Here is a 20,211-nt window from a genome sequence, read left to right as displayed (position 1 = left end):
GGCATTCCAGGCAAGGCGTTAAAAAATGTATAAACAGGGTGCAATTGCAATTCGTAGGGACAGGAAACTTTTAGTACTTTTAAACAGTATACAATCGCAACACATGAAATTAGGTGCCTTCTCCGTAAGCTTGAATGTCAAGGACATCCACGCTTCCAAGCAGTTCTACGAAAATCTGGGTTTTACCGTCTTTGCCGGCCAGCTGGAAAAGAATTATCTCATCATGAAAAATGGAAACGCCCTGATCGGGCTATTTCAGGGCATGTTCGACAAAAATGTGCTCACCTTTAATCCGGGCTGGGACGAAAATGCCCATGGATTGGACGAATTTGATGATGTTAGGGCCATACAACGTCACTTAAAAAGTAAGGGCATCGGCCTGATAAGCGAAGCCGATGAAAGCGGCACCGGACCTGCCAGTTTTATGCTGACCGACCCCGACGGAAATCCTATCCTGATCGATCAACATCTTTGACATTTCCATATAGGAAAGCGTAACTGTAACCTTTCACCCTAAATGAAATTAAAAAATGAAGGCCTTCGAATCCATTGAGACGTCCAGGACGGTCATTAGAAGACTGATGGTAACGGACAAGGAGAAACTCATCGCCCTATTGGGCAACACAAACATTACCGCAAACATGGCCTTCCCCGATGAAATGAAGACTGCCGAGGGAGCAGCCAATCTATTGAAGATAACCATAGCCTCCTACGGTACGGAAAGCCCTTTGCTGGCCTATGCAATACAGGATAAGAACAACAGCAGGTTTTTGGGGGTAACAGGGCTTAACCCCATGAAAAACAAGGAAATAGAAATCTTCTATGCCCTTTTGCCCGAAAATTGGAACAAGGGACTGGCCACAGAAGTGATGGATGGTCTGACGGAATTTATCCTGAATGATGGTACATACCAAGTGGTCTTGGCCTTCATAACACAAAACAACAAGGCTTCGATGCGGGTCGCCGAAAAAAATGGGTTTTCCAACTACGGATTGGTGACCAACCAAAACTTTAAGGATTTGGTATTTCTTTACAAAAAGGAGCGCAACCCTTCCTAAGCCGTGCTGAAAACACAAAAAGCCCGTAGCTTGTTGTATGAAATAAAAGTGTAGTATTGTGGTATCATGCCAAGTAGGATGAACAAACCCGAAGAAAAACAGTCCCACCAACTCGCCGAGCATTTTTTTCGGACGGAATACGGCCGACTCGTCTCCGTGATTACCCGTTATTTGGGCACTGCAAATGTGCAAACGGCAGAGGATATTGTGCAGGAGACGCTATCCAAGGCCGTTGACCATTGGCAGCAGCACGGCATTCCACCAAATCCGCAGGCCTGGCTGTACACCACGGCAAAAAACCACACCCTCAACATCCTAAAGCGTAAAAGCGTGCACCGCAACTTTGAGGCTTCGTCCAGGACCTTGACCGATAAAAGTGCTGAATGGGAAGATTTTGAACCTACTTCGGCGACCCTTTCGGACAATCAGCTCAAAATGATGTTCGTCTGCTGTCATCCGGCCCTTTCCGAAAATTCCCAAATTGCGCTTATCCTAAAAATACTCTGTGGCTTTAGCATTGCAGAAATTGCCCACGCTTTCTTTTCGAGCCATGAGACCATTAACAAACGTTTGGTACGAGGGCGAAGACAATTAAGGGAAAACAAAGTGGCCTTTGAGATTCCACCGGACCTCGACCAACGTATTACCATTGTACTAAAAACGATCTACCTCCTCTTTAACGAGGGTTATTTTCCCTCCCAAAAGAACAGTCTTATCCGCTACGATCTATGTCTGGAGGCCATACGCTTGGTACAGCTCTTGTTAGCGGGCCCGACTACCGAAAACAAGGCCGACTGCCACGCCCTTCTGGCCTTGATGTACCTCAATGCATCCCGCTTTGAGGCCCGCATGGAAGAAGGGGGACTGGGAATGGATATGGAAAAACAGGACCGGAAAAAGTGGGACCAAGACCTAATACAAAGCGGCATTCGGCAACTTCAATGGGCCATGCGGGCGGGAAAAAGCTCCAACTTTCTTATTTTGGCCACCATTTCTGCCCATCATTGCATCGCCCCCAATTTTGAAGCTACCGATTGGCCCGCAATCTTGGCCTTGTACGACCAGCTTATCGTATTGGAAAACTCTCCACTGGTCCACCTAAACCGAAGTGTGGCCCTTTCCAAGGCCGAAGGCAACCAAAAAGCCATAGCCGAACTGCTACAACTGGAATCGCGGACCGATATTGGCAAGCACTACCTGTTCCATGCCACCTTAGGGGAGCTCTACGGCGACGAAAATGAACGGGAAAAGGCGATTGGGTGTTTCGAGAAGGCTATAGCCCTTGCCGGAAACCAAAGGGATATCGCCCTATTGAAAAAAAAATTAATGCAGTTTGTCCCTATTCGTTAAACGCAATTGTATTAGGGGTATAATCCATTAATTTAAAAAGACAAAAATGAAAGAATTCCTATTGTTGATCAGAAGTGAAGAAGCGCCCAAAGCCCATCTTTCCCCGGAACAGTTGCAGCAGCACATTGAAAAAGTAGGTAGTTTTATCAAACGCCTCACGGAAGAAGGGCGTATGAAATCGGCCCAGCCCCTGGAAATGGAAGGAAGAATGCTGTCCTACAAAGACGGGAAAATCGTCGATGGTCCGTACAACGAGACCAAGGAGATCATTTCGGGCTACTACCATCTTTTGGCCAAAGACCTGGATGAGGCCATAGCAATTACCAAAAAAGACCCGAGGTTCCAGGAAGGCATTTGGCGCGTAGAGGTGCGCCCGATCAAAAAAGTGGAAGGTATCAACTAAAAAACATCAGCTAAGGGCAAACGCAATAGTGATTTAGGTGAAAACCTAGGCCGCTATTGCGTTTATTTTAGTAAATTACCGGGAAAAGTTGCTAAGAACCCCCGGCCTCGACTTTCTTTGGACCGGGAACAATACAATGGTACATGGAAAATTTAAAAAACGGGGACCAGGCGGTTCCTTTTAGTTGCCCCGATCTGCACGGTAATCCCATTAATCTGTCGGACTATCGAGGAAAAAAAGTCCTGTTAAGTTTTTTTAGGGGCGCGCCCTGCCCCTTTTGTAATCTGAGGGTCCATCAACTTATAGGCCGGTACGCGGAATTTGAAGCGGCGGGTATAGCCATCATTATCTTTTTTGCCGCCTCCAAGGAGGAAATTATGTCCTATGCGGGCAAACAAGACGCTCCCTTCCCCATTATTCCGGATCCAGCCCTGGAAATCTATAAAAAATACGGTATTGAACAATCTTCCCGGGGCATGATCAGGGCCATGTTACAACCTGGAAAAATGTGGAAGGTAATGACCAGTGGTTTTTTTAATATGAAATCGATTCGGGAGCAACCCATCATCCCTGCCGATTTTCTAATTGACGAGAACCAAGTCCTGCAAAAGGTATACTACGGCAAAGATTTTGGCGACCACCTATCCATAGCAGAAATACTACCTTAAGATGATCCAACTGATCGACACCAACTTTCACCAACATGCCTGCACGATCGCCGATCGGACCAAGGGGATGAAGGTCTTCCATTTGACCAATCTCTCCTTCGTGGACAGTGGCCTGTCTTGCGATACGTTCAATATCATCCATATTTACAGGGGAAGTGCCCTTTGTTCCGAGGAGCTGTCCCAGGCCGTAAATCATTTTAAGAAGCGAGAACGGGACTTTTGTATCTGGATCAACGCTGAAAACCTGAACCGGAACGTGGATCGCTACCTGACTGCGCTTTCATTACATAGACAAAATGAGGAAAAGGGTATGGTATTGGACCTAGAGGCCTACCGACCGGTCTCCAAAGAAGCGGATAAACATATCCACTTGGTATGCAATAGGGATCAGCTTTCTGCCTACGCACAGGTCATTGCGGAAAATTGGACCCCCCTGGATCAAAACGTGCTGAAGTACTATGAAATGACCGCTTCCCACTATTTAGAGCCCTCCAACGGTATTGTGCTGTGCACCTATGAAAAGAATGACCGAATGGTAGCCACCGTGGAACTCTTCCCGACCAATGACGAGGTTATGGGATTGTACGGCCTGGCCACATTGGAGGCCTATCGGGGAAAAGGGATAGGATCGGCACTGATGCGCTTTGCGCTTAACAAGGCCAAAGTCCTTGGGTATAGTCAGGTGGTATTGCAAGCATCGGAAGCGGGCATTGAAATTTATAAACGATATGGTTTTGAGGAACAAACGGCCTATTTTGAATATGCCTAAAACGCAACGCATGAAAACAACGGTTATCCCATTTTTTCTGATGTTGGCCACCTTATGGTCCTGCAAGGAAGAACCTGTCGCCGAAACCACCGAAATCGTCACCTTAATGGAGGCTACAACAAGTTGGGATGGTGCAGCGTTGCCCCCATATCCGGAGGGCGATCCAAAAATTACGATTCTGAAAATCACCATCCCACCGGGTACCGAGCTGGCCCCGCATATACATCCGGTAATTAATTCAGGTGTGCTGCTCAAGGGCGAACTGACCGTAACCTCCGAACAGGGCAAAACCGTATCCTTGAAAGCGGGCGATGCCCTGGTAGAGTTGGTGCATACCGTACACTATGGAAAAAATGAAGGGTCCGTCCCCGCAGAAATCATCGTCTTTTACGCAGGTACCGAGGGCACCCCTACGGCCATCCTTGATAAGGAATGATTACCATGGCCTACCCTTAAAATTCCTATCTTTAAGGCATGGGAACATTGTCCATAACGATGGGCACAAGACAGGCCTCCCACCATACAAACATTTCTTATGAGAACACTGATCACAGCGCTCACCTGCAGTCTGCTTTTACACCTTGGATGTGTAGAAAAAAAACCGGCACCTGAAGAGAATACGGCACCCAAGTCCATTCAAAGTCCAAAAATTGTGGATCTATCGCACACCTATTCCCGGGAAACGGTGTATTGGGTCACGGCAAAGGAATTTGAACTGGATACGGTCTACCAAGGCGAAACGGATAAGGGGTACTATTACTCCGCCTTTAATTTCAGCACCGCGGAACATGGGGGCACCCACATTGATGCGCCCATCCATTTTGCCAAGGGCGGACAAACGGTTGATGAAATACCGCTGGAAAAATTGGTTGGGCCCGCCATCAAAATTGATGTGTCGGCGAAGGCCCTTGACCATCCCGATTATCTGATACGTATCGCTGATCTTCAGGAATGGGAAAAAAGGGAAGGACAACAAATTCCCGATGGGAGCATCGTGTTGTTGCAGACCGGATATTCTGCCTACTACCCCGATCGACAAAAATACTTGGGTACGGACCAACGTGGGGAAGAAGCGGTAAAACTCCTGCACTTTCCCGGACTTGCCCCGGAAGCGGCCGAATGGTTGGTAAAAAACCGTAACATCCATGCCATTGGCATAGATACCCCCAGCATAGACTATGGACAATCGGAATATTTTAAGACGCATGTGGTATTGCTTTCCGAGAACATCCCCGCCTTTGAAAACCTTACCCATCTGGACCAGCTTCCGGCTACGGGATTTGAGGTGGTTGCCCTGCCCATGAAAATTAAGGGTGGTAGTGGTGCTCCACTACGTATCATAGCCCTTTTGGGACCCTAAAATACCGACCATAAAGCAAATAGGATGAAAGCCGTTGTCTATACCCATTATGGCCCTTCAGGGGTGTTATCCCTAAAAGATGTGCCCAAACCAGTTCCCAAGGAAAATGAAGTGCTGATCAAGGTCAGGGCGGCTTCTGTAAATTCATGGGATTGGGACCTCCTTCGCGGGAAACCCTTTATTGCGCGTTTGGCCGGAGGGGGTCTTTTTAAGCCCCTTAAGCCGATTTTGGGCTGTGATGTGGCCGGGGAGGTGGAGGCCGTGGGCGATAAAGCAAACCGATTCCGTCCCGGTGATGCCGTTCTTGGTGACATTTCCCAAAGCGGCTGGGGTGCTTTTGCCGAATACGTATGTGTGCGTGAAAGTGTCCTCACCCCCAAACCGAAAGGCGTAAGCTTTGAGTTGGCCGCCGCCCTACCGCAAGCAGCCGTCATGGCATTGCAGGGTATCGGTGACTATGGCAAGGTAAAGGCAGGTCAGAAAGTGGTCATCAATGGAGCTGGGGGCGGTGTTGGTACCTTTGCGATCCAGCTTGCCAAATTACAAGGGGCCGAAGTAACCGCTGTGGACAGCGCTGCCAAACTATCTTTTATGCAATCGCTCGGAGCGGACCATGTGGTAGACTATACCCAGGAAGATTTTACCAAAACGGATGAACGATACGATTTTATTTTAGACGTAGTAGGGCACCATTCCCTTTTTGATTATAGACGGATCCTAAGCCCAAGGGGCTGTTACCGCATGGTAGGTGGGCCTACCGGCCTTATTTTTCAATCCATGTTGTTGGGGCCCTTTATTTCCATGGTAGGGAAAAAGACCTTGGGCATCCTCGCTCATGAACCCAACAAGAATATGGAACTACTCCTAAATTTGGTTAAAAGCGGTGAGCTGACCCCGATCATAGAGCGCCGATATCCCTTGAACGAGGTAGGCCGGGCACTGAATCATCTTGGTGAAGGTCATGTAAAGGGGAAACTCATCATTGTGCCATAAGTTATGGGGTCTTTTTAATTTGAAAGGCCCGCGAGATATTAAACCCAAAATGGATATCCCCACTAAAAAAATCACCGGTACTTTCCGCTAGAAAACCCTTTTCAACCATGGAAACGGCATTGGTGACAATCAATTGAAAGATATGCCCTCCGGTTTCTATGTCCACTCCGAAGGCCACGGAATTTTTAACGTTCAAGGATTCCAAGGGATTGGCATTGTAGAAGTACTCGCCATTGAGTGATACCCGCTTGCTTATCTTTACCCGTGTACCAACGCCCATAATAAACATATTATGTGGATCCTGTGGAGTTTCCACCGTATTGAAATGCACAAAGGTGGGCGATAGTTGTACCGATAGGTGCGGTCCAAACTTTCGTGCCAACAGGGCCTGGCCCGTATAGGTCAATCGTTCGCTAAAGGTAGGTTCGTTGCCCGGTTCAAAATCGTCTATGGTCCTAATGGTGGTGCTCCCAAAGAGGGTAAGACTCAGGGGCGAGGGTCGTGAGCCCGTTTTTTGCCGCAACAACCGATATTTGATATACCCGTCATAGGTTTTCTCAAAAGAACTACGACCTACGGCCAGGGTAAGTTGATCCGTAAAGGCATATTCAAAGCCAAAACGGATGTTGGAATCGTCCAGGCCAAAAAATTCATCAAAGCCAGAATTGAGTCGCCCGAAGCGATGGGAAATCAGAAATTCCAGAATTCCCTTGTTGCGTGTTTCCACAGAATGGCCATTGAGCAGACGGGTACCGTTAAAGGTGCCAAAGACCAACTGCAGTGAATCCGTGGATTCCTGTTCCAAAATGGCCTCCAGGTCCTGGGAATGGGTATTGTTCGTTAACAGGACAATAATAAAGAAAAGGAGAAGTTGTTTCATGTTGTTATTTATAGGGTTTGTGGTACAGTTCAAAACTGATCCTTATGGTTTTGGATATATTGTTCCTTACCAAGGCAGGAATCTTAATGTTGTAATCGGCCACCTTAACTTCAAAATTGCCGCGAAGGATAATCTCATCTGCCTCCGTTTGTATAGTGGCCAGCGTACTCACCTCCTGTTCCACTCCGTGAATACTAAGTTTTCCTCCAATTTCGATCTCAGTGGGCAACTCGCTTATCGTTTTGAAATGGAGTATGCTCCCAGAGAATTTGGCCTTGGGATAAACGTCCGATTCCACATAATTTTCATTGAAGTGTTCCCGCATCAGGGCTTTTTCGAACATAAAGGACCGCATGAGCAGTTGTATTGCGATTTTCCCTGTTTTACTGTCCAGAACACTAAGGACCTGGTCATTGGTGGCCGTAATATCCTCCACAATGGAATGTGAAAAAAAGGAGATATGCCCATCTTTGGTAAAATACTTGTCCTGAGCGTTTACCGCGCCAAGTGCCAAACAGAAAAAAAGGAATACGTAAAGTGTTCTCATAGCTTTAATTGATTAGAATACATTTGACCAGCATTACATCCAATAAATATCCTGTACAAATACCCTTTACGCTGATTTCCCTGCCTTTTTCAATATCGGTGACCAAGGCACCCTGGTCCGGTTGCATATGGCAAATGATCCCTGCTTCCAGGTTACCTCCATCGAGCGTCACCACATAGTGATCCTTTACCCATTCTGTATGGATTATCTGCCCTTGTACTTGGATAACCTGCTCTGCATATTTTTGATCTGTTTGCATCTCATCTTCCTGATATTCCCATATGAGGTTGCGAGCGGTCACTTTATAAGCGACCTCCGATTTTTCAACATCGGTATGTGGCTTGTTATAGTAAGAGAGGCCTACCACTATGAGGGATATAGATGCTATTGCCAATGCCAGGCCCCATTTTAAACGTTTTCCTTTCATGCACTGTTTCTTTAATTGTTGGGTGCTCCATTGTCTACCCAACATTCGATGTCGTTGATCTCAGCAGCGCTTAGGGTGCTTCCTATCGGCATTCGCCGTGATACGGTCTCACTCTTTACCCGTTGGGCAAGGCGCTCAACGTCACTAAAGGTGGTTAGGTCCGGGGCAAAGGGTTCTGAGCCGTCCCCATTATGACAGGGCATACAACGGGAGTTGATCAGCGGTCTTATGGTAGCGCTGTAGGAGACTTCAGTTTCACATCCCCCGACGAAGGGTCCGTCATCCTCGTTTACAACGTTGTTTTCGCACGAGCTTAGGTAGAGGGCAAATAACAACAGGATGTAGAGGGGTTTCCTTTTTTCCATGGTGTTTGTTTAATAGGTGATTTCAGGGCTAATTAAAGCTCCCTTTAGCGGGGTATCAAATAAAACAATGCGAACAGGAAAAAGGAGGCTTGAAAGGGAATTTTTCAGCTTGAAATTTTTCCCATATAGTGGAAAATGGGACGTTGTTAACAGCAATCAATACTATCTGCCCTGCACATCCCGGAAGTAAGAGGGATGCTTACCTTCTCTTTTTGTTCAAATGTAGCACATAGGTGAAATTAAACCCAAAATGCAGTTTGCCGTCGTTGAAGTTAAAATTGTTGAAGGTCTGGGTAATAAAGGTCCCTGTTTCCAAATTTCTGGCATTGGTCAAATGAAACTGTAGCATTACATCGCTCAATTCCCAGTTCACCCCAATAGCAAAGGCGTCATATGTAGTTCGCGATTCGATGGGATTGGTCACGTAGTGGAATTCGGAGACGATGGCCACATGGTTCCCTACCTTATATCTTCCTCCCAGGCCCAGGGCAAAATGGTTCCTGGGATCGTCCGGGAACAATAAAGACCCTCGGTGTACAAAAGTAGGTGTAAACTGAAGCGAAAAATTGCGGCCGAATTTACGGGCAATCAACAACTGGCTGGTAAAGGTAAGTCTGTTCTTAAAATTATCCCTTGCAATGATATCGGGGTAGGCATCGCTGCGATAGGCGGTACTATGAAAAACGGTTATCCCAATGGGAGAACCCTTGTCTGTTCGTTGGCGGACCAGTCTATATTTCAAAAACCCATCAAATATACCGTCCCAGGTGGTTCCGCCCCCTCCTAGGGTGAGTCTATCGGAAATTCCATACGCCAGCGCGAAGCGTACACTGAGGCGATCGGCCAGAAAGCTTTGGCTCGGCACCGGGGTATTCCAAAATCTGTTCATCAGATGCCATTCGAGCACTCCCTTTTTACGGGTTTCCACAGATTGCCCTATAGCGATTCGGGTCGCTTTAAAAGTCGCTAGGGTGTACAGAGGAGTATCGGGTTGCTCCTGTTCCAAGGTCTTCAACAGATCTTGCCCTCGGGATCCAAAACATCCGAGCAGCAAGAAAAACAAAAGAAGCAGTTTATTATTGTTCATACGGCACATATTCAAATCTGAATGTAATTGAAATGGTCTTGGCAATATTGCGCGCTAAAATAGGCGGTACTTTGATCTCATAATCCTTGATCTCCAATTCAAAATCTCCTGAAAGGATATAGGTCCCATCCACTTTTTCAATCCGGGTCTTTATTTCGATTTCCTTGGCCACCCCGTGTATAGTGAGCGAACCCTCTACAATTTTGGTCTGCACGTCGGCTATGGTGGTATCAAAATCCAAAATACGGCCCTCAAAGGTCGCTTTAGGATAAATGTCCGACTCAATATAGCTTTCATTAAAATGTTCTTCCATCAGGGATTTTTCAAAAACAAAGGCCCGCATTAGTACACTAATGGCAATTTCGTTCTTTGAAAAATCGATAATGCTCAGTATTTGGTTGTTGGTCGCTTGGATGTTCTCCACCGAGGTATAGGAAAAAAAAGATGCCTGGCCCTGGCGTGTGATAAATTGATCGGACTCCTGTGCAAGGCCCAGGAATCCTATCAAAAGAACAAATGGCGTAATTAGTTTATTCATTGGTTTGTATTGATCAGCACACAATTTAATAATATGGCGTCCATTAGAAAACCTTTGCAAACACCTTTAAGCAAAACCTTTTGACCAGGTTTGAGGTCTTTTACCTGTTCCAATTGATCGGCCTGCATATCGCACATCAAACAGGCCAATTCATCACCTCCATGTAAAAATACGGTATAACGATCATTTAAAAAGGTGATTTCCCTAACAATTCCTTGCACCTCTATGGTCTTTTCCACGTAGCTTGTATTGGCAGACCGCTCGTCCACGAGAAAGGACGACACCAAACTTTCGGAACTTATCCGGACTTCCGTACGGGCTCTTTTGGTATCCTTGCTGGGTTCAAGGAAAAAAGTTATGAATACATAGCCCCCCAGTAAGATACATCCCATAAGGAATATTGCGGCTAAGCCCTTGTTCCTATTTTTAATACTCATTCCGTAATGCTTTTTTACCGTATCTACATCCGCTTCCGCTCCTTAAGCAATGGATTCTGAACATCAATTTGCAAATACGACAAAGGGCGTTGCTAAGATAATCATTTTCATTCCGCATATTTTTGGTCATATCCTTATAACTATTGAAGCCCACAAAGCTAAAATTGTCCTGCAATTTTGCCTTATGGGCTTGTATTACAACTTAACAAGAACTCAAACTTTTCTTCATAGCAACTTAATTCCCGAGCGTTGTAACGAAAACAATAGTTATGTACGGCCTTTACCTTTAAGGCACTTGATTTCCACTTCCAAGGGAGGGTGTACCGTCCTCTACCCAGTCTGTTGATGCTTCTCCTTCACCGTCATAAGCAATACTTGACCCGTTGGCCACATTGGGCACAAAGCCTCCAGCATTCCAGATTCCTGCGGTTACGGCCACTATTTCACGGGCATTGCCTGCAGCACCCCATTGTACAAAGTCACGTATGGTGTTGGCATCCGCAAAATTGGTATTGTTGATGTACAGTCCTACAGCTCCCGCAGCATCGGGTGCGCTTAGGCTTACAGCGGAAACTACAAGGAATTCCCCGGGAGCCAAGTTCACCGATCCACTTACTACATCGGTCATAGCAGGGTCCCCGATCCTAAAATAGGCTCCGGGCCCAAAACACAGCCAATAGCTAGCTAGGTCTACGGTAACATCTCCATTGTTATAGATTTCTATTTCATCATTAACAAGATATTCCACCTCATTGATTACCACAGATCTTACTGGCGCGGTTACCGTGTTGGCATCGCCAAAGGTTGTTGTGGTGGTCTCTGCCCAATCCGAAGATGCGTTTCCTTCCCCATCAAATGCAATGCTGTTGTCCACGTCTGCAATAACCTCGACAAAATCACCGGCCGTCCAGATTCCTGCGGCTACGGCAACACTTTCACGGATGCTGCCTCCATCACCCCATTGTACGAAATCGGCCAAAGTAGACTCGGCGGTAAAATCTGAATTATTGATGTAAAGGCCCAGACCTCCTGTGGCGTTGGCGCCGCCTATTTGCCCTGCAGCCGTATTAATCTGATCGTAAGTAGCCACCAAAAAGGCTCCAGGTGCAAGTGCCAGGTCCCCACTTACCGTTAAATCTCCAATTCTTCTGTACGTGCCAGGGCCTAGGCATAATTGATAATCGCTCACATCTATGGTGAGATTTCCATTGTTGTACAGTTCTACCTGATCGCCCAAATAGGCAACCTCATTGAGCACTACGGAGACTTCCGGCGCCACTATGGAATTTGCGTTTCCAAAAGTTGGATCTGCGGTTTCGGCCCAGTCGGAAGCGGCATCCCCTTCGCCGTCAAAGGCAATACTGGTCTCGCTGTTTCCGATTACCGTCACAAATTCACCCGCGGTCCAAATTCCTGCCGCTACGGCTACCGGTTCACGGACACTGCCCCCCGCGCCCCACTGTACAAAGTCGGATAGGGTAGCCGGGTCTGTGAAATCGCTACTATTGAGGTACAATCCAAGGCCGCCAGTGGCGTTGACCCCGCTTATTTGACCTGCGGCCGTATTGATTTGATCATAGGTTATTGTCAAAAAGGATCCCGGTGACAAGTTCAGGTCCCCACTTACGGTGAGATCTCCTATTCGTCTATAGGTTCCTGGCCCCAGGCACAAAAAGTAATCGCTCACATCCACATCGAGCGTACCGTTGTTATAAAGTTCCACCTGATCATTGAGGTAGCCAACTTCATTCAGCACCACCGAAGCCACATCGGGTACTGGAGGGGTAATCGTGTTTTGCGCGCCTAAGGTGACGGTAGTGGTTTCTGCCCAATCCGTAGCGGCATCGCCCGCACCATCAAAGGCCAGGGAATAATCTGCGTTCCCGGAAACTTCCACGAACTGTCCGGCGGTCCAAATACCAGCGCCCACGGCGACTTCCTCACGAACGCTTCCAGCAGCACCCCATTGTACAAAGTCGGCAATCGTTCCGGGGTCTGCAAAATCACTATTATCCACATAAAGTCCCAGTCCGGCCTCTGCCATGGGCATGTCATAATCAATAACCAAATACCCTCCGGGCGCCAAGTCTAGGTTTCCCGTAACGGTAAGATCTCCTATTCTTCTGTAGGTCCCCGGTCCGAGGCAAAGGAAATAGTCGGTCAGGTCAACGTTAATGTCGCCATTATTGAACAGTTCCACTTCACCATCCAAATAGACCACTTCATTCAGCACAACGGAAGCCTCTCCGGGTGGTGGGGGTGGAGGTCCATCATCTGTTGGGTCAACATCGTCATCGGAGCAGCTCCAGGCTGCAAAGATCATAGCCAATACTAATAGGTACTTTTTCATTTCATCGATTTTTTTTAAGGTTAACTAATGCCCAAAACAACATATTCTCACGCGCTATACATAAAAAAAGAGCGCGAAAGGGAAAAATGGGCCTTAAAGGGGAATAATCCTGTTTACGGAATGTACCAAACCGGAAAGGCATAAGGGTATACCGTGATTCCGCCATAAAGTTTATCTTAGCAGTTGCCTGGAAACCTCCTTTGGGTCTATTGGGCTTGATTGTTATGAGAAAAGACAAACTGTATTTCTTCACTTTTTTAGCGATATCGACCATCTTCATCATTATCGCCGGTATCGCTATACGGTATTTTATTCAGGTAAGTGCCAATCAAATGCTGGAGACCCAGATGGAATCCAGCAAAAGGGAAGCCAAGGAGGTGGCCAGTCTGATCGCCTACCAATTGGCCAGTGGTCTACCTAAGGACTCAATTATAAACAGTGTTCAACAAACCATTGAGAACACCAATGTGGAGACGGGTTCTATCAGTATGTTCGATTGGTCCGGTACCGAAATATGCAACCCGGATATAAAAAAAGTGGGGCAACAGGTAAGTCCCAATGAATCTTTTGTATCCAGGGTAAAGGACGATATCAGTTCAAATGATTTTTATGACCTCTTAATGAGCAAGCGGCAAGTTGGGGGTATCCGTGATTTTGGAAGTGGGGAACGGGAGTCCGAAATCATTTATCTCTATCCTGTGGACAATTCGGACTGGATCATTGCCGCCCATGCCAACATCACCAAAATATCTTCACAGATCGATAGTTTACGGAACAAGTTTTACATCATATTTACTATAATGGGCTTTTTCATCATCCTGTCATCGGTAATCACCGTTCGTCTTATAGGAAGTGCTTATGAAAAAAGGCTTGAGCTGAAGAATCAAAAATTGGAGAACGAGGTCATTAACCTCGCCAAACTGAACAGTGCATTGGACGAGTACCAACAGAAGGTGATCGAGGAAAAGCCCCAGGCGAGGATCGCCCCAAACCAGGTGGAAAAAGGAAAGAAAAGGATCCTTACCTATCTCCGCAACGAACTACTCCCCATCCCAACGGAGGAAATCGCCTATATTTTTACCGAACATACCATTACCTATGTGGTCAACTTCAACGGCAAGCGTACCACTACCAACAACAGTTTGGACGAGTTGTTCTCCAGTCTGGACGGAAGTGATTTTTATAGGGCCAATAGACAATTTATAGTAGCCATATCGGCCATCGAAAAGATTATCCGCTATGGCAACAATCAACTTAAGATATTGGTCAACCCCAATTCGGAGGTCGATGTCATTATCAGCAAGAACAGGGCGGCAGAATTTAAGCAATGGCTTAACTTATGAAGAAATCAATTGTGGCCTAAACCTACTGTCCCCAGGGCTGCAGCCTAACGACCTCTTCCAGAAATTTTTCAGTCTCGTACCTAACCGATTCCAAGTCTTTGGAGGTTATGGAGGAAGTCATAACATGATTGCCGACCTCCGGAAAGGCCACTTTCCTTTTTTGGGAAGTTTCCGTTCCCAATACTTCAAACATTTGTAGTACCGCAGGAATGGATATTACCCTATCCTGCACCGAATTGTTCTTGTAAAAATAGCCTACAAAGGAAGGACGGGTCATGCGTTCAAAGGTTTCCCTCCTCATCGTATGATCTACCAGCGCCTGTAGGTGGGTCAGGGCCTCTACCCTGTATTTGGAGGTCCAAAAGCGCTTTTTTAGCTCACTGGCCTTAAACTCGTGGTAATCGCTATTTTTTACCGCCCGAGCCAGTTGTAGGCCCCAGGGCCCCGCAAGTAATTTGGCGCTGGGGTCATATATCTCAATATTAGGGGAAAACAGGAGAACCGCCGCAATGTCCTGATCATCGCCTACCAGATGGAGTGCCAAGGTCCCTCCGGTGGAAGTGGCCATGACGATTACCTTTTCGCCCAGTTGTTTTGCGACGGCAATGGCTTCTTTAGCGGAATCGATAAGCCTGTTAGCGGTCAAATTCAGCATAGGTTCCTTTTCATTGAGCCCATGGCCGGCCAATCGGGGCAAATACAGGTTGCATCCATAGCGTTTGGCCATTTCCAGGTGCAGGGGATCGCCTTCCTTGGAGCTTGCAGACCATCCATGTAAATAAACAATGCTATAGGGTGTTTTGGCCGGAATACTATCAAACCAAACAATTCTGCCTTCGTTTTCCGGTTTTATAAGTGGGTTTGCCGCTTCCCGCTCCCTAATCTCCACTTCCAACTGGGACAAATTTGCATTTACGGAGGGTAATGCGGTATCCAAATTTGGCTTTTCCACTTTTGGGCCAAAAAAATAGACCAAAACCACCACTACTACTATTGCCAAAAGGCTTTTGAAGATCTTGCTCACTATTTTCATTGTTTTTCGCTATTTTTTTGTTTCGCCCTTAAAGCTGGCCGCCCGGGTAACTTGGCCTAAATATAAGGTTTTCCACTGCATTCCAAAGACTGCGGGAATACCAAAACAAGCTGCCTCCATTAGGCGGGAAACTTTCGATAAAAAATTACAAATCAAGTAAAATCCACGAAATACCATAAATCCGGTTCTACGTTAAAAACCCTGTCATACAACCGTTTTTTTCCCTCGTTGGACCAAAACCCGGCCAAAAGAGTAAACCAGGCCTGAACTTTGCAATCTTATTTGAAGAATTAATAAACAGTACGGTTATGAAAACAATTTTACTTATCAAGGAAATCTACTTGGAAGGCTTCCGCAATCTCGGAAACTTCATTGTGCGCGAATATTTCAAGTTATTTGCGTGGTTCAGTTTCATTATGTTCCTGGTGGTCTTGTACGCCTTTATTTTTAGGGTGTCCACTGGTTTTATTTTTGACTGATCATTAACGTCATATTTTGAAGGAAATCCTACTTGCAGGTCTGCGCGGTTTTGGGAGGTTTATAGTTACCCACTATATCATCGCCCTGGGCTTGCTTTGTTTTGTCATTTCCATGGTTATTTTACTTACCTACCCCTTTTGATTGCTGGCAGGGCCTATAGGGGATAGATAGATCGGACATGGGTCCTGGCAAAAAGATTCATTTCCTTACCTTTGACCAGGTATGAAGAAGAAGTCCCTGTTTATAGCATTATTGCTCCTTTTGATTCCCCTAATGGCCCTCTTTCTGAGCAACTATGCCATTGAGAGGACGGCCAAGGGCAAAACCTTCCACGACGTAAATGAGATAGAAAAAAATAGGGTAGGCCTGGTCCTGGGCACTTCAAAGCGATTGACCGATGGCAACCCCAATCCCTATTATACGTTCCGCATTAAAGCAACGATACAACTCTTCAAAGCTGGAAAAATTGATTTTGTCCTGGTTAGCGGTGATAATGGGAGCGTCTATTACAATGAACCCACCACCTTTAAGAAAGACCTGGTGGACGGCGGTATACCGGCAGAGCGGATCTTTCTGGATTATGCAGGTTTTCGTACCTTGGATTCCATGGTGCGGGCCAAGGAGATTTTTGGCCTGGAGCGCGTTACGGTCATTTCTCAGGAGTTCCATAATGAAAGGGCCATCTTTCTAGCGGAAAAAAAAGGATTGAAAGCCATAGGTTTCAATGCGCGGGACATATCTGGACAGCAAGGTCTTAAAGTACGCTTTAGGGAGTATTTTGCACGGGTAAAAGTGTTCCTTGATCTATTGATGAATACCCAACCGAAATTTTACGGGGAAAAAATCGAAATAAAATAGGTTGAACGCCTTGGTGCACCACAAATTGATGTTCCATGCAAACCTGTTTGACCAAAAAAACCTATTTTAGAGCCCATGAGCAACACAAGCGTGCATGTCCAAAGTTAAAACCCTCCTCAAAAATCTTGGACCGGGTCTGCTGTTTGCCAGTATGGCCATTGGAACTTCACATTTGGTATTGTCCACCAAGGCCGGTGCCCAATACGGTTGGCTCATGGTCATCCCCATCGTCTTGGCCAATATCCTAAAATATCCATTTTTTGAATTTGGCATCCGATATACCAATGTTACTGGAAAAAGCCTTATTGAAGGCTATCTCAACCGAGGTCGGGGTTATCTCTGGCTATATGCCCTAATCACACTGATTACCACATTTACCATTCTAGCGGCCTTATACGTGGTAACCTCGGGATTGTTCATCAACCTCTTTAAGATTCCCGACGTCCCCGTGAGCATGGTGGCGCTTGGACTGTTCGTTTTCATCGGTACCCTCCTGATTATTGGTCGTTATAAATTCCTGGAGACCTCCTTGAAATTTGTCATTTCCATCCTATTTGTAGCCCTTATCGTTACCACTGCCCTGGTCGTGTTCAATGGTAAAGTGGCATCGGTACCCGATTTTAGGCCGCCCGAAATTTTTAACGAGGTCGGTATCCTTTTCCTTATCGGATTGGTAGGATGGATGCCCACCGCTGTGGAGGCATCCAGTTGGGTGAGCCTTTGGAGTTTGGAAAAATTTAAACTTACCGGAAAAAAACTCAGCTTGGGAGAGGCGCTCCAAGAGTTCAATTCCGGTTACATCATGACCGCCTTGTTCGCTGTTTTCTTCCTGGTTATCGGGTGGATGACTTTATATGGTACCAACACGGAAATTAGCGGAAATGCAATAATTTTTGCGGATCAGTTAGTGAACCTGTTCACCTCGAACATTGGGTCCTGGGCCTATATTTTTATAGCCGTATCAGCCTTTGCCACCATGTTCAGCACATGCATGACAGCCCATGATGCGGTAGCCCGGGTAAGTGTGGATATTGTGGAACTGCTCTTCTTAAAGGATAGGGCCTTTCCCAGAAAAAGATACTTCACCATAGGGGTGATTGCCCTGGCTGTCATCAATTTCATCGTAATTTCCGCTTTTGGAGCCAATATGGGGCAACTGGTGGCCCTGGCCACCTTTGTTTCCTTTGTCCTAGCACCGGTGGTAGGCTATATGAACCTCAAAAATGTGATGAGTTCGGACCTTCCCGAGGCGGCACGTCCTCGACGGAGGCTGCAGTTTCTGACCTATACAGGGATTATTTTTCTCTCCTTGTTCGCCGTTTATTACTGCTGGATCGTTCTCTTTTGAGCAAAAGGACTATAGTGCGTTATCCTTAATCTCCTTTACCACCTCGGGATTCAACAAGGTGCTGATATCGCCCAGGTTTTTAGCGTCTTTGCCCGCTATTTTACGAAGGATACGACGCATGATCTTTCCACTTCGGGTCTTGGGCAATCCAGGAACAAATTGAATTTTATCCAATTTGGCAATGGGCCCTATCTGTTCCGTAATCTGTTGGTTAATTTCCTTGCGCAAATTGTCCCGGTCCCGGCTCTGTCCAACCTCTTTTAAAATTACAAAGCCATAGAGGGCGTTACCCTTGATATCATGCGGAAAACCTACTATGGCCGATTCTGCCACTGCAGGATGTTCATTGATGGAATCCTCTATGGGTGCTGTACCCAGATTATGGCCCGATACGATGATGACATCGTCCACGCGCCCCGTAATCCTGTAATATCCCACGGCATCGCGCAAGGCGCCATCGCCCGTGAAATATTTATTCTCATAGGCCGCAAAATAGGTGTCCCTATAACGCTCATGATTGCCCCAAATAGTGCGCGCCATGGACGGCCATGGAAATTTAATGCATAAACGTCCTTCTACCTGGTTTCCCTGGATTTCGTTGCTTTTCTCGTCCATTAGGGCAGGTTGAATCCCAATAAAGGGTAAGGTGGCATAGGTGGGCGTGGTAGGGGTAACATATGGTATGGGCGAAATCATAATGCCCCCGGTCTCGGTTTGCCACCAAGTGTCTACAATGGGACTCTTCTTTTTTCCAATATTGTTGTTGTACCAGTGCCAGGCTTCCTCATTAATGGGTTCCCCAACCGTGCCCAATACCTTAAGGGAAGACAGGTCGTATTTTTCAACATGTTCCAACTGTTCCTTGGCCAAAGCCCTGATCGCTGTGGGGGCGGTGTAAAACTGATTTACCTTGTGTTTTTGGACCACCTCCCAGAATCGTCCGTAATCGGGATATGAGGGTACCCCTTCGAACATAACGGTGGTAGCACCATTGGCCAAAGGTCCGTAGACAATATAGGAGTGCCCGGTTATCCAGCCAATATCGGCCGTGCACCAGTAGACGTCTTCCTCCCTGTACTGAAAAATATTCTTAAAGGTATAGGCGGTATAGACCATATAGCCCGCGCAAGTATGCACCATACCCTTGGGCTTTCCCGTAGATCCCGAAGTATACAGTATGAACAAGGGGTCTTCCGCATCCATAACCTCAGCGGTACAGTCCGAATAGGCCTTATCCAAAAGCGGTTTCAACCAGTGGTCCCTGCCTTCCACCATATCAATTTTTTCGCCGGTGCGTTGGGCCACCAATACACTTTTGACCTCCGGACAATCCTCTAGGGCCACATCTACAATGCTCTTTAGGTTCAAGGTCTTTGCGCCCCGGTAAGACCCATCGGCAGTAATTACCATTTTACAGTCGCAATCATTGATACGGGTGGACAGGGCCGTAGCGGAGAAACCGGCAAAAACCACGGAATGTACCGCACCTATTCTGGCACAGGCCAAAACGGCAAAGGCCAGTTCGGGAATCATGGGCAGGTAAATACATACCCTATCCCCTTTTTTGATGCCATGGTCCTTGAGCACATTGGCCATTTGGCACACCTTCTCGTGCAATTTTCGATAGCTGATATGCTGGGCTTCCTCCTTCGGATTATTGGGTTCAAAAAGTAGTGCAGTCTTATCTCCCCGGGTAGGGAGATGCCGGTCCAAACAGTTCTCCGTAATGTTCAATTTCGCATTTTTGAACCATTTTACCTCCGGTTTGGAAAAATCCCATTCCAATACCTGATCCCATTTCTTGCGCCACACAAAATGTTCCTCCGCGATTTCTTCCCAAAAGCTTTCGGGATTGTTGACCGACTTCCTGTAGACCTGAAAGTACTCCTCCAATTGTTTGATGTGGTAATTACTCAT

General features: G+C 46.6%; 23 protein-coding genes. 13 read left to right on the top strand and 10 right to left on the bottom strand.

All coding sequences use genetic code 11. The features are described from left to right. Positions 1–103: 103 nt before the first annotated feature. From ACRD67_RS04515 to ACRD67_RS04475, 9 genes are all read left to right on the top strand, one after another. Entirely contained in the window at positions 104–475 is a 372-nt protein-coding gene (locus tag ACRD67_RS04515; protein WP_430965846.1) for a VOC family protein, read from the top strand. A gap of 55 nt (positions 476–530) precedes the next feature. Next, the gene (locus ACRD67_RS04510; RefSeq protein ID WP_430965845.1) at positions 531–1,058 is read left to right on the top strand and encodes a GNAT family N-acetyltransferase; all 528 of its coding nucleotides are present in this window, start codon (positions 531–533) and stop codon (positions 1,056–1,058) included. A 78-nt stretch (positions 1,059–1,136) separates the two neighbouring features. Continuing rightward, positions 1,137–2,408 carry an RNA polymerase sigma factor gene (locus ACRD67_RS04505; protein WP_430965844.1) on the top strand — a complete coding sequence of 424 codons (1,272 nt, stop codon included), beginning with the start codon at positions 1,137–1,139 and terminating at the stop codon, positions 2,406–2,408. Positions 2,409–2,454: 46 nt separating this feature from the next. Beyond that, positions 2,455–2,811 (top strand): YciI family protein, encoded by a 357-nt coding sequence (locus ACRD67_RS04500; RefSeq protein WP_430965843.1) that lies wholly within the window; start codon positions 2,455–2,457, stop codon positions 2,809–2,811. A 143-nt stretch (positions 2,812–2,954) separates the two neighbouring features. Beyond that, positions 2,955–3,479, top strand: a complete 525-nt coding sequence (locus tag ACRD67_RS04495) for a peroxiredoxin family protein (protein ID WP_430965842.1) — start codon at positions 2,955–2,957, stop codon at positions 3,477–3,479. A 1-nt stretch (position 3,480) separates the two neighbouring features. After that, a complete protein-coding gene (locus ACRD67_RS04490) occupies positions 3,481–4,248 on the top strand; it encodes a GNAT family N-acetyltransferase (protein WP_430965841.1) in 768 nt (255 codons plus the stop codon). Positions 4,249–4,258: 10 nt separating this feature from the next. Continuing rightward, on the top strand, positions 4,259–4,684 hold the full coding sequence (locus ACRD67_RS04485; RefSeq protein WP_430965840.1) for a cupin domain-containing protein: 426 nt from the start codon (positions 4,259–4,261) through the stop codon (positions 4,682–4,684). Positions 4,685–4,783: 99 nt separating this feature from the next. After that, a complete protein-coding gene (locus tag ACRD67_RS04480) occupies positions 4,784–5,608 on the top strand; it encodes a cyclase family protein (RefSeq protein WP_430965839.1) in 825 nt (274 codons plus the stop codon). A gap of 24 nt (positions 5,609–5,632) precedes the next feature. Further along, positions 5,633–6,601, top strand: coding sequence for an NAD(P)-dependent alcohol dehydrogenase (locus tag ACRD67_RS04475; protein WP_430965838.1), 969 nt, complete (start codon positions 5,633–5,635; stop codon positions 6,599–6,601). 1 nt (position 6,602) lies between these two features. Here ACRD67_RS04475 and ACRD67_RS04470 read toward each other — a convergent pair whose 3' ends face one another. From ACRD67_RS04470 to ACRD67_RS04435, 8 genes are all read right to left on the bottom strand, one after another. Then, complete coding sequence (locus ACRD67_RS04470) at positions 6,603–7,481, bottom strand: DUF5777 family beta-barrel protein (protein WP_430965837.1); 879 nt, start codon at positions 7,479–7,481, stop codon at positions 6,603–6,605. A gap of 4 nt (positions 7,482–7,485) precedes the next feature. After that, positions 7,486–8,028, bottom strand: a complete 543-nt coding sequence (locus ACRD67_RS04465) for a YceI family protein (protein WP_430965836.1) — start codon at positions 8,026–8,028, stop codon at positions 7,486–7,488. Between the two features lie 4 nt (positions 8,029–8,032). After that, on the bottom strand, positions 8,033–8,455 hold the full coding sequence (locus tag ACRD67_RS04460; RefSeq protein WP_430965835.1) for an OB-fold protein: 423 nt from the start codon (positions 8,453–8,455) through the stop codon (positions 8,033–8,035). 11 nt (positions 8,456–8,466) lie between these two features. After that, on the bottom strand, positions 8,467–8,820 hold the full coding sequence (locus ACRD67_RS04455) for a c-type cytochrome (RefSeq protein WP_430965834.1): 354 nt from the start codon (positions 8,818–8,820) through the stop codon (positions 8,467–8,469). A 199-nt stretch (positions 8,821–9,019) separates the two neighbouring features. Next, complete coding sequence (locus ACRD67_RS04450) at positions 9,020–9,907, bottom strand: DUF5777 family beta-barrel protein (RefSeq protein ID WP_430965833.1); 888 nt, start codon at positions 9,905–9,907, stop codon at positions 9,020–9,022. Then, positions 9,897–10,445 (bottom strand): YceI family protein, encoded by a 549-nt coding sequence (locus tag ACRD67_RS04445; RefSeq protein ID WP_430965832.1) that lies wholly within the window; start codon positions 10,443–10,445, stop codon positions 9,897–9,899. Before ACRD67_RS04445 ends, ACRD67_RS04450 begins: the two co-directional genes overlap by 11 nt. Further along, complete coding sequence (locus ACRD67_RS04440; RefSeq protein ID WP_430965831.1) at positions 10,442–10,882, bottom strand: OB-fold protein; 441 nt, start codon at positions 10,880–10,882, stop codon at positions 10,442–10,444. The genes ACRD67_RS04445 and ACRD67_RS04440 overlap by 4 nt, the downstream gene beginning before the upstream one ends. Before the next feature lie 286 nt (positions 10,883–11,168). Beyond that, entirely contained in the window at positions 11,169–13,232 is a 2,064-nt protein-coding gene (locus ACRD67_RS04435) for a lamin tail domain-containing protein (protein WP_430965830.1), read from the bottom strand. Positions 13,233–13,456: 224 nt separating this feature from the next. On the opposite strand from ACRD67_RS04435, the gene ACRD67_RS04430 reads away from it, so the two are divergent. Continuing rightward, a complete protein-coding gene (locus ACRD67_RS04430; protein ID WP_430965829.1) occupies positions 13,457–14,575 on the top strand; it encodes a LytR/AlgR family response regulator transcription factor in 1,119 nt (372 codons plus the stop codon). Between the two features lie 22 nt (positions 14,576–14,597). Here the strand turns inward: ACRD67_RS04430 and ACRD67_RS04425 are convergent, their stop codons facing one another. Continuing rightward, positions 14,598–15,608, bottom strand: a complete 1,011-nt coding sequence (locus ACRD67_RS04425; protein ID WP_430965828.1) for an alpha/beta hydrolase — start codon at positions 15,606–15,608, stop codon at positions 14,598–14,600. Between the two features lie 308 nt (positions 15,609–15,916). Here ACRD67_RS04425 and ACRD67_RS04420 point away from each other — a divergent pair, with 308 nt between their 5' ends. The 3 genes from ACRD67_RS04420 to ACRD67_RS04410 all read left to right on the top strand — a co-directional run bounded on the left by ACRD67_RS04420 (position 15,917) and on the right by ACRD67_RS04410 (position 18,294). Beyond that, a complete protein-coding gene (locus ACRD67_RS04420; RefSeq protein ID WP_430965827.1) occupies positions 15,917–16,087 on the top strand; it encodes a DUF6747 family protein in 171 nt (56 codons plus the stop codon). A gap of 223 nt (positions 16,088–16,310) precedes the next feature. Continuing rightward, entirely contained in the window at positions 16,311–16,946 is a 636-nt protein-coding gene (locus tag ACRD67_RS04415) for a SanA/YdcF family protein (RefSeq protein ID WP_430965826.1), read from the top strand. A gap of 94 nt (positions 16,947–17,040) precedes the next feature. Continuing rightward, entirely contained in the window at positions 17,041–18,294 is a 1,254-nt protein-coding gene (locus ACRD67_RS04410) for an NRAMP family divalent metal transporter (protein ID WP_430965825.1), read from the top strand. 9 nt (positions 18,295–18,303) lie between these two features. On the opposite strand, the gene acs is transcribed toward ACRD67_RS04410, so the two are convergent. Next, positions 18,304–20,211 carry an acetate--CoA ligase gene (acs, locus tag ACRD67_RS04405; protein WP_430965824.1) on the bottom strand — a complete coding sequence of 636 codons (1,908 nt, stop codon included), beginning with the start codon at positions 20,209–20,211 and terminating at the stop codon, positions 18,304–18,306.

This window comes from Eudoraea algarum (assembly GCF_050589645.1).
Classification (GTDB): Bacteria; Bacteroidota; Bacteroidia; order Flavobacteriales; family Flavobacteriaceae; genus JBNGOQ01.
This window is presented reverse-complemented; position numbering and strand designations above follow the sequence as displayed.

What these genes read in the sequence shown, in the direction of transcription:
- ACRD67_RS04515 (WP_430965846.1), top strand. Translation starts at nt 104, where the DNA reads ATGAAATTAGGTGCCTTCTCCGTAAGCTTGAATGTCAAGGACATCCAC.
- ACRD67_RS04510 (WP_430965845.1), top strand. Translation starts at nt 531, where the DNA reads ATGAAGGCCTTCGAATCCATTGAGACGTCCAGGACGGTCATTAGAAGA.
- ACRD67_RS04505 (WP_430965844.1), top strand. Translation starts at nt 1,137, where the DNA reads ATGAACAAACCCGAAGAAAAACAGTCCCACCAACTCGCCGAGCATTTT.
- ACRD67_RS04500 (WP_430965843.1), top strand. Translation starts at nt 2,455, where the DNA reads ATGAAAGAATTCCTATTGTTGATCAGAAGTGAAGAAGCGCCCAAAGCC.
- ACRD67_RS04495 (WP_430965842.1), top strand. Translation starts at nt 2,955, where the DNA reads ATGGAAAATTTAAAAAACGGGGACCAGGCGGTTCCTTTTAGTTGCCCC.
- ACRD67_RS04490 (WP_430965841.1), top strand. Translation starts at nt 3,481, where the DNA reads ATGATCCAACTGATCGACACCAACTTTCACCAACATGCCTGCACGATC.
- ACRD67_RS04485 (WP_430965840.1), top strand. Translation starts at nt 4,259, where the DNA reads ATGAAAACAACGGTTATCCCATTTTTTCTGATGTTGGCCACCTTATGG.
- ACRD67_RS04480 (WP_430965839.1), top strand. Translation starts at nt 4,784, where the DNA reads ATGAGAACACTGATCACAGCGCTCACCTGCAGTCTGCTTTTACACCTT.
- ACRD67_RS04475 (WP_430965838.1), top strand. Translation starts at nt 5,633, where the DNA reads ATGAAAGCCGTTGTCTATACCCATTATGGCCCTTCAGGGGTGTTATCC.
- ACRD67_RS04470 (WP_430965837.1), bottom strand. Translation starts at nt 7,481, where the DNA reads ATGAAACAACTTCTCCTTTTCTTTATTATTGTCCTGTTAACGAACAAT.
- ACRD67_RS04465 (WP_430965836.1), bottom strand. Translation starts at nt 8,028, where the DNA reads ATGAGAACACTTTACGTATTCCTTTTTTTCTGTTTGGCACTTGGCGCG.
- ACRD67_RS04460 (WP_430965835.1), bottom strand. Translation starts at nt 8,455, where the DNA reads ATGAAAGGAAAACGTTTAAAATGGGGCCTGGCATTGGCAATAGCATCT.
- ACRD67_RS04455 (WP_430965834.1), bottom strand. Translation starts at nt 8,820, where the DNA reads ATGGAAAAAAGGAAACCCCTCTACATCCTGTTGTTATTTGCCCTCTAC.
- ACRD67_RS04450 (WP_430965833.1), bottom strand. Translation starts at nt 9,907, where the DNA reads ATGAACAATAATAAACTGCTTCTTTTGTTTTTCTTGCTGCTCGGATGT.
- ACRD67_RS04445 (WP_430965832.1), bottom strand. Translation starts at nt 10,445, where the DNA reads ATGAATAAACTAATTACGCCATTTGTTCTTTTGATAGGATTCCTGGGC.
- ACRD67_RS04440 (WP_430965831.1), bottom strand. Translation starts at nt 10,882, where the DNA reads ATGAGTATTAAAAATAGGAACAAGGGCTTAGCCGCAATATTCCTTATG.
- ACRD67_RS04435 (WP_430965830.1), bottom strand. Translation starts at nt 13,232, where the DNA reads ATGAAAAAGTACCTATTAGTATTGGCTATGATCTTTGCAGCCTGGAGC.
- ACRD67_RS04430 (WP_430965829.1), top strand. Translation starts at nt 13,457, where the DNA reads ATGAGAAAAGACAAACTGTATTTCTTCACTTTTTTAGCGATATCGACC.
- ACRD67_RS04425 (WP_430965828.1), bottom strand. Translation starts at nt 15,608, where the DNA reads ATGAAAATAGTGAGCAAGATCTTCAAAAGCCTTTTGGCAATAGTAGTA.
- ACRD67_RS04420 (WP_430965827.1), top strand. Translation starts at nt 15,917, where the DNA reads ATGAAAACAATTTTACTTATCAAGGAAATCTACTTGGAAGGCTTCCGC.
- ACRD67_RS04415 (WP_430965826.1), top strand. Translation starts at nt 16,311, where the DNA reads ATGAAGAAGAAGTCCCTGTTTATAGCATTATTGCTCCTTTTGATTCCC.
- ACRD67_RS04410 (WP_430965825.1), top strand. Translation starts at nt 17,041, where the DNA reads ATGTCCAAAGTTAAAACCCTCCTCAAAAATCTTGGACCGGGTCTGCTG.
- acs (WP_430965824.1), bottom strand. Translation starts at nt 20,211, where the DNA reads ATGAGTAATTACCACATCAAACAATTGGAGGAGTACTTTCAGGTCTAC.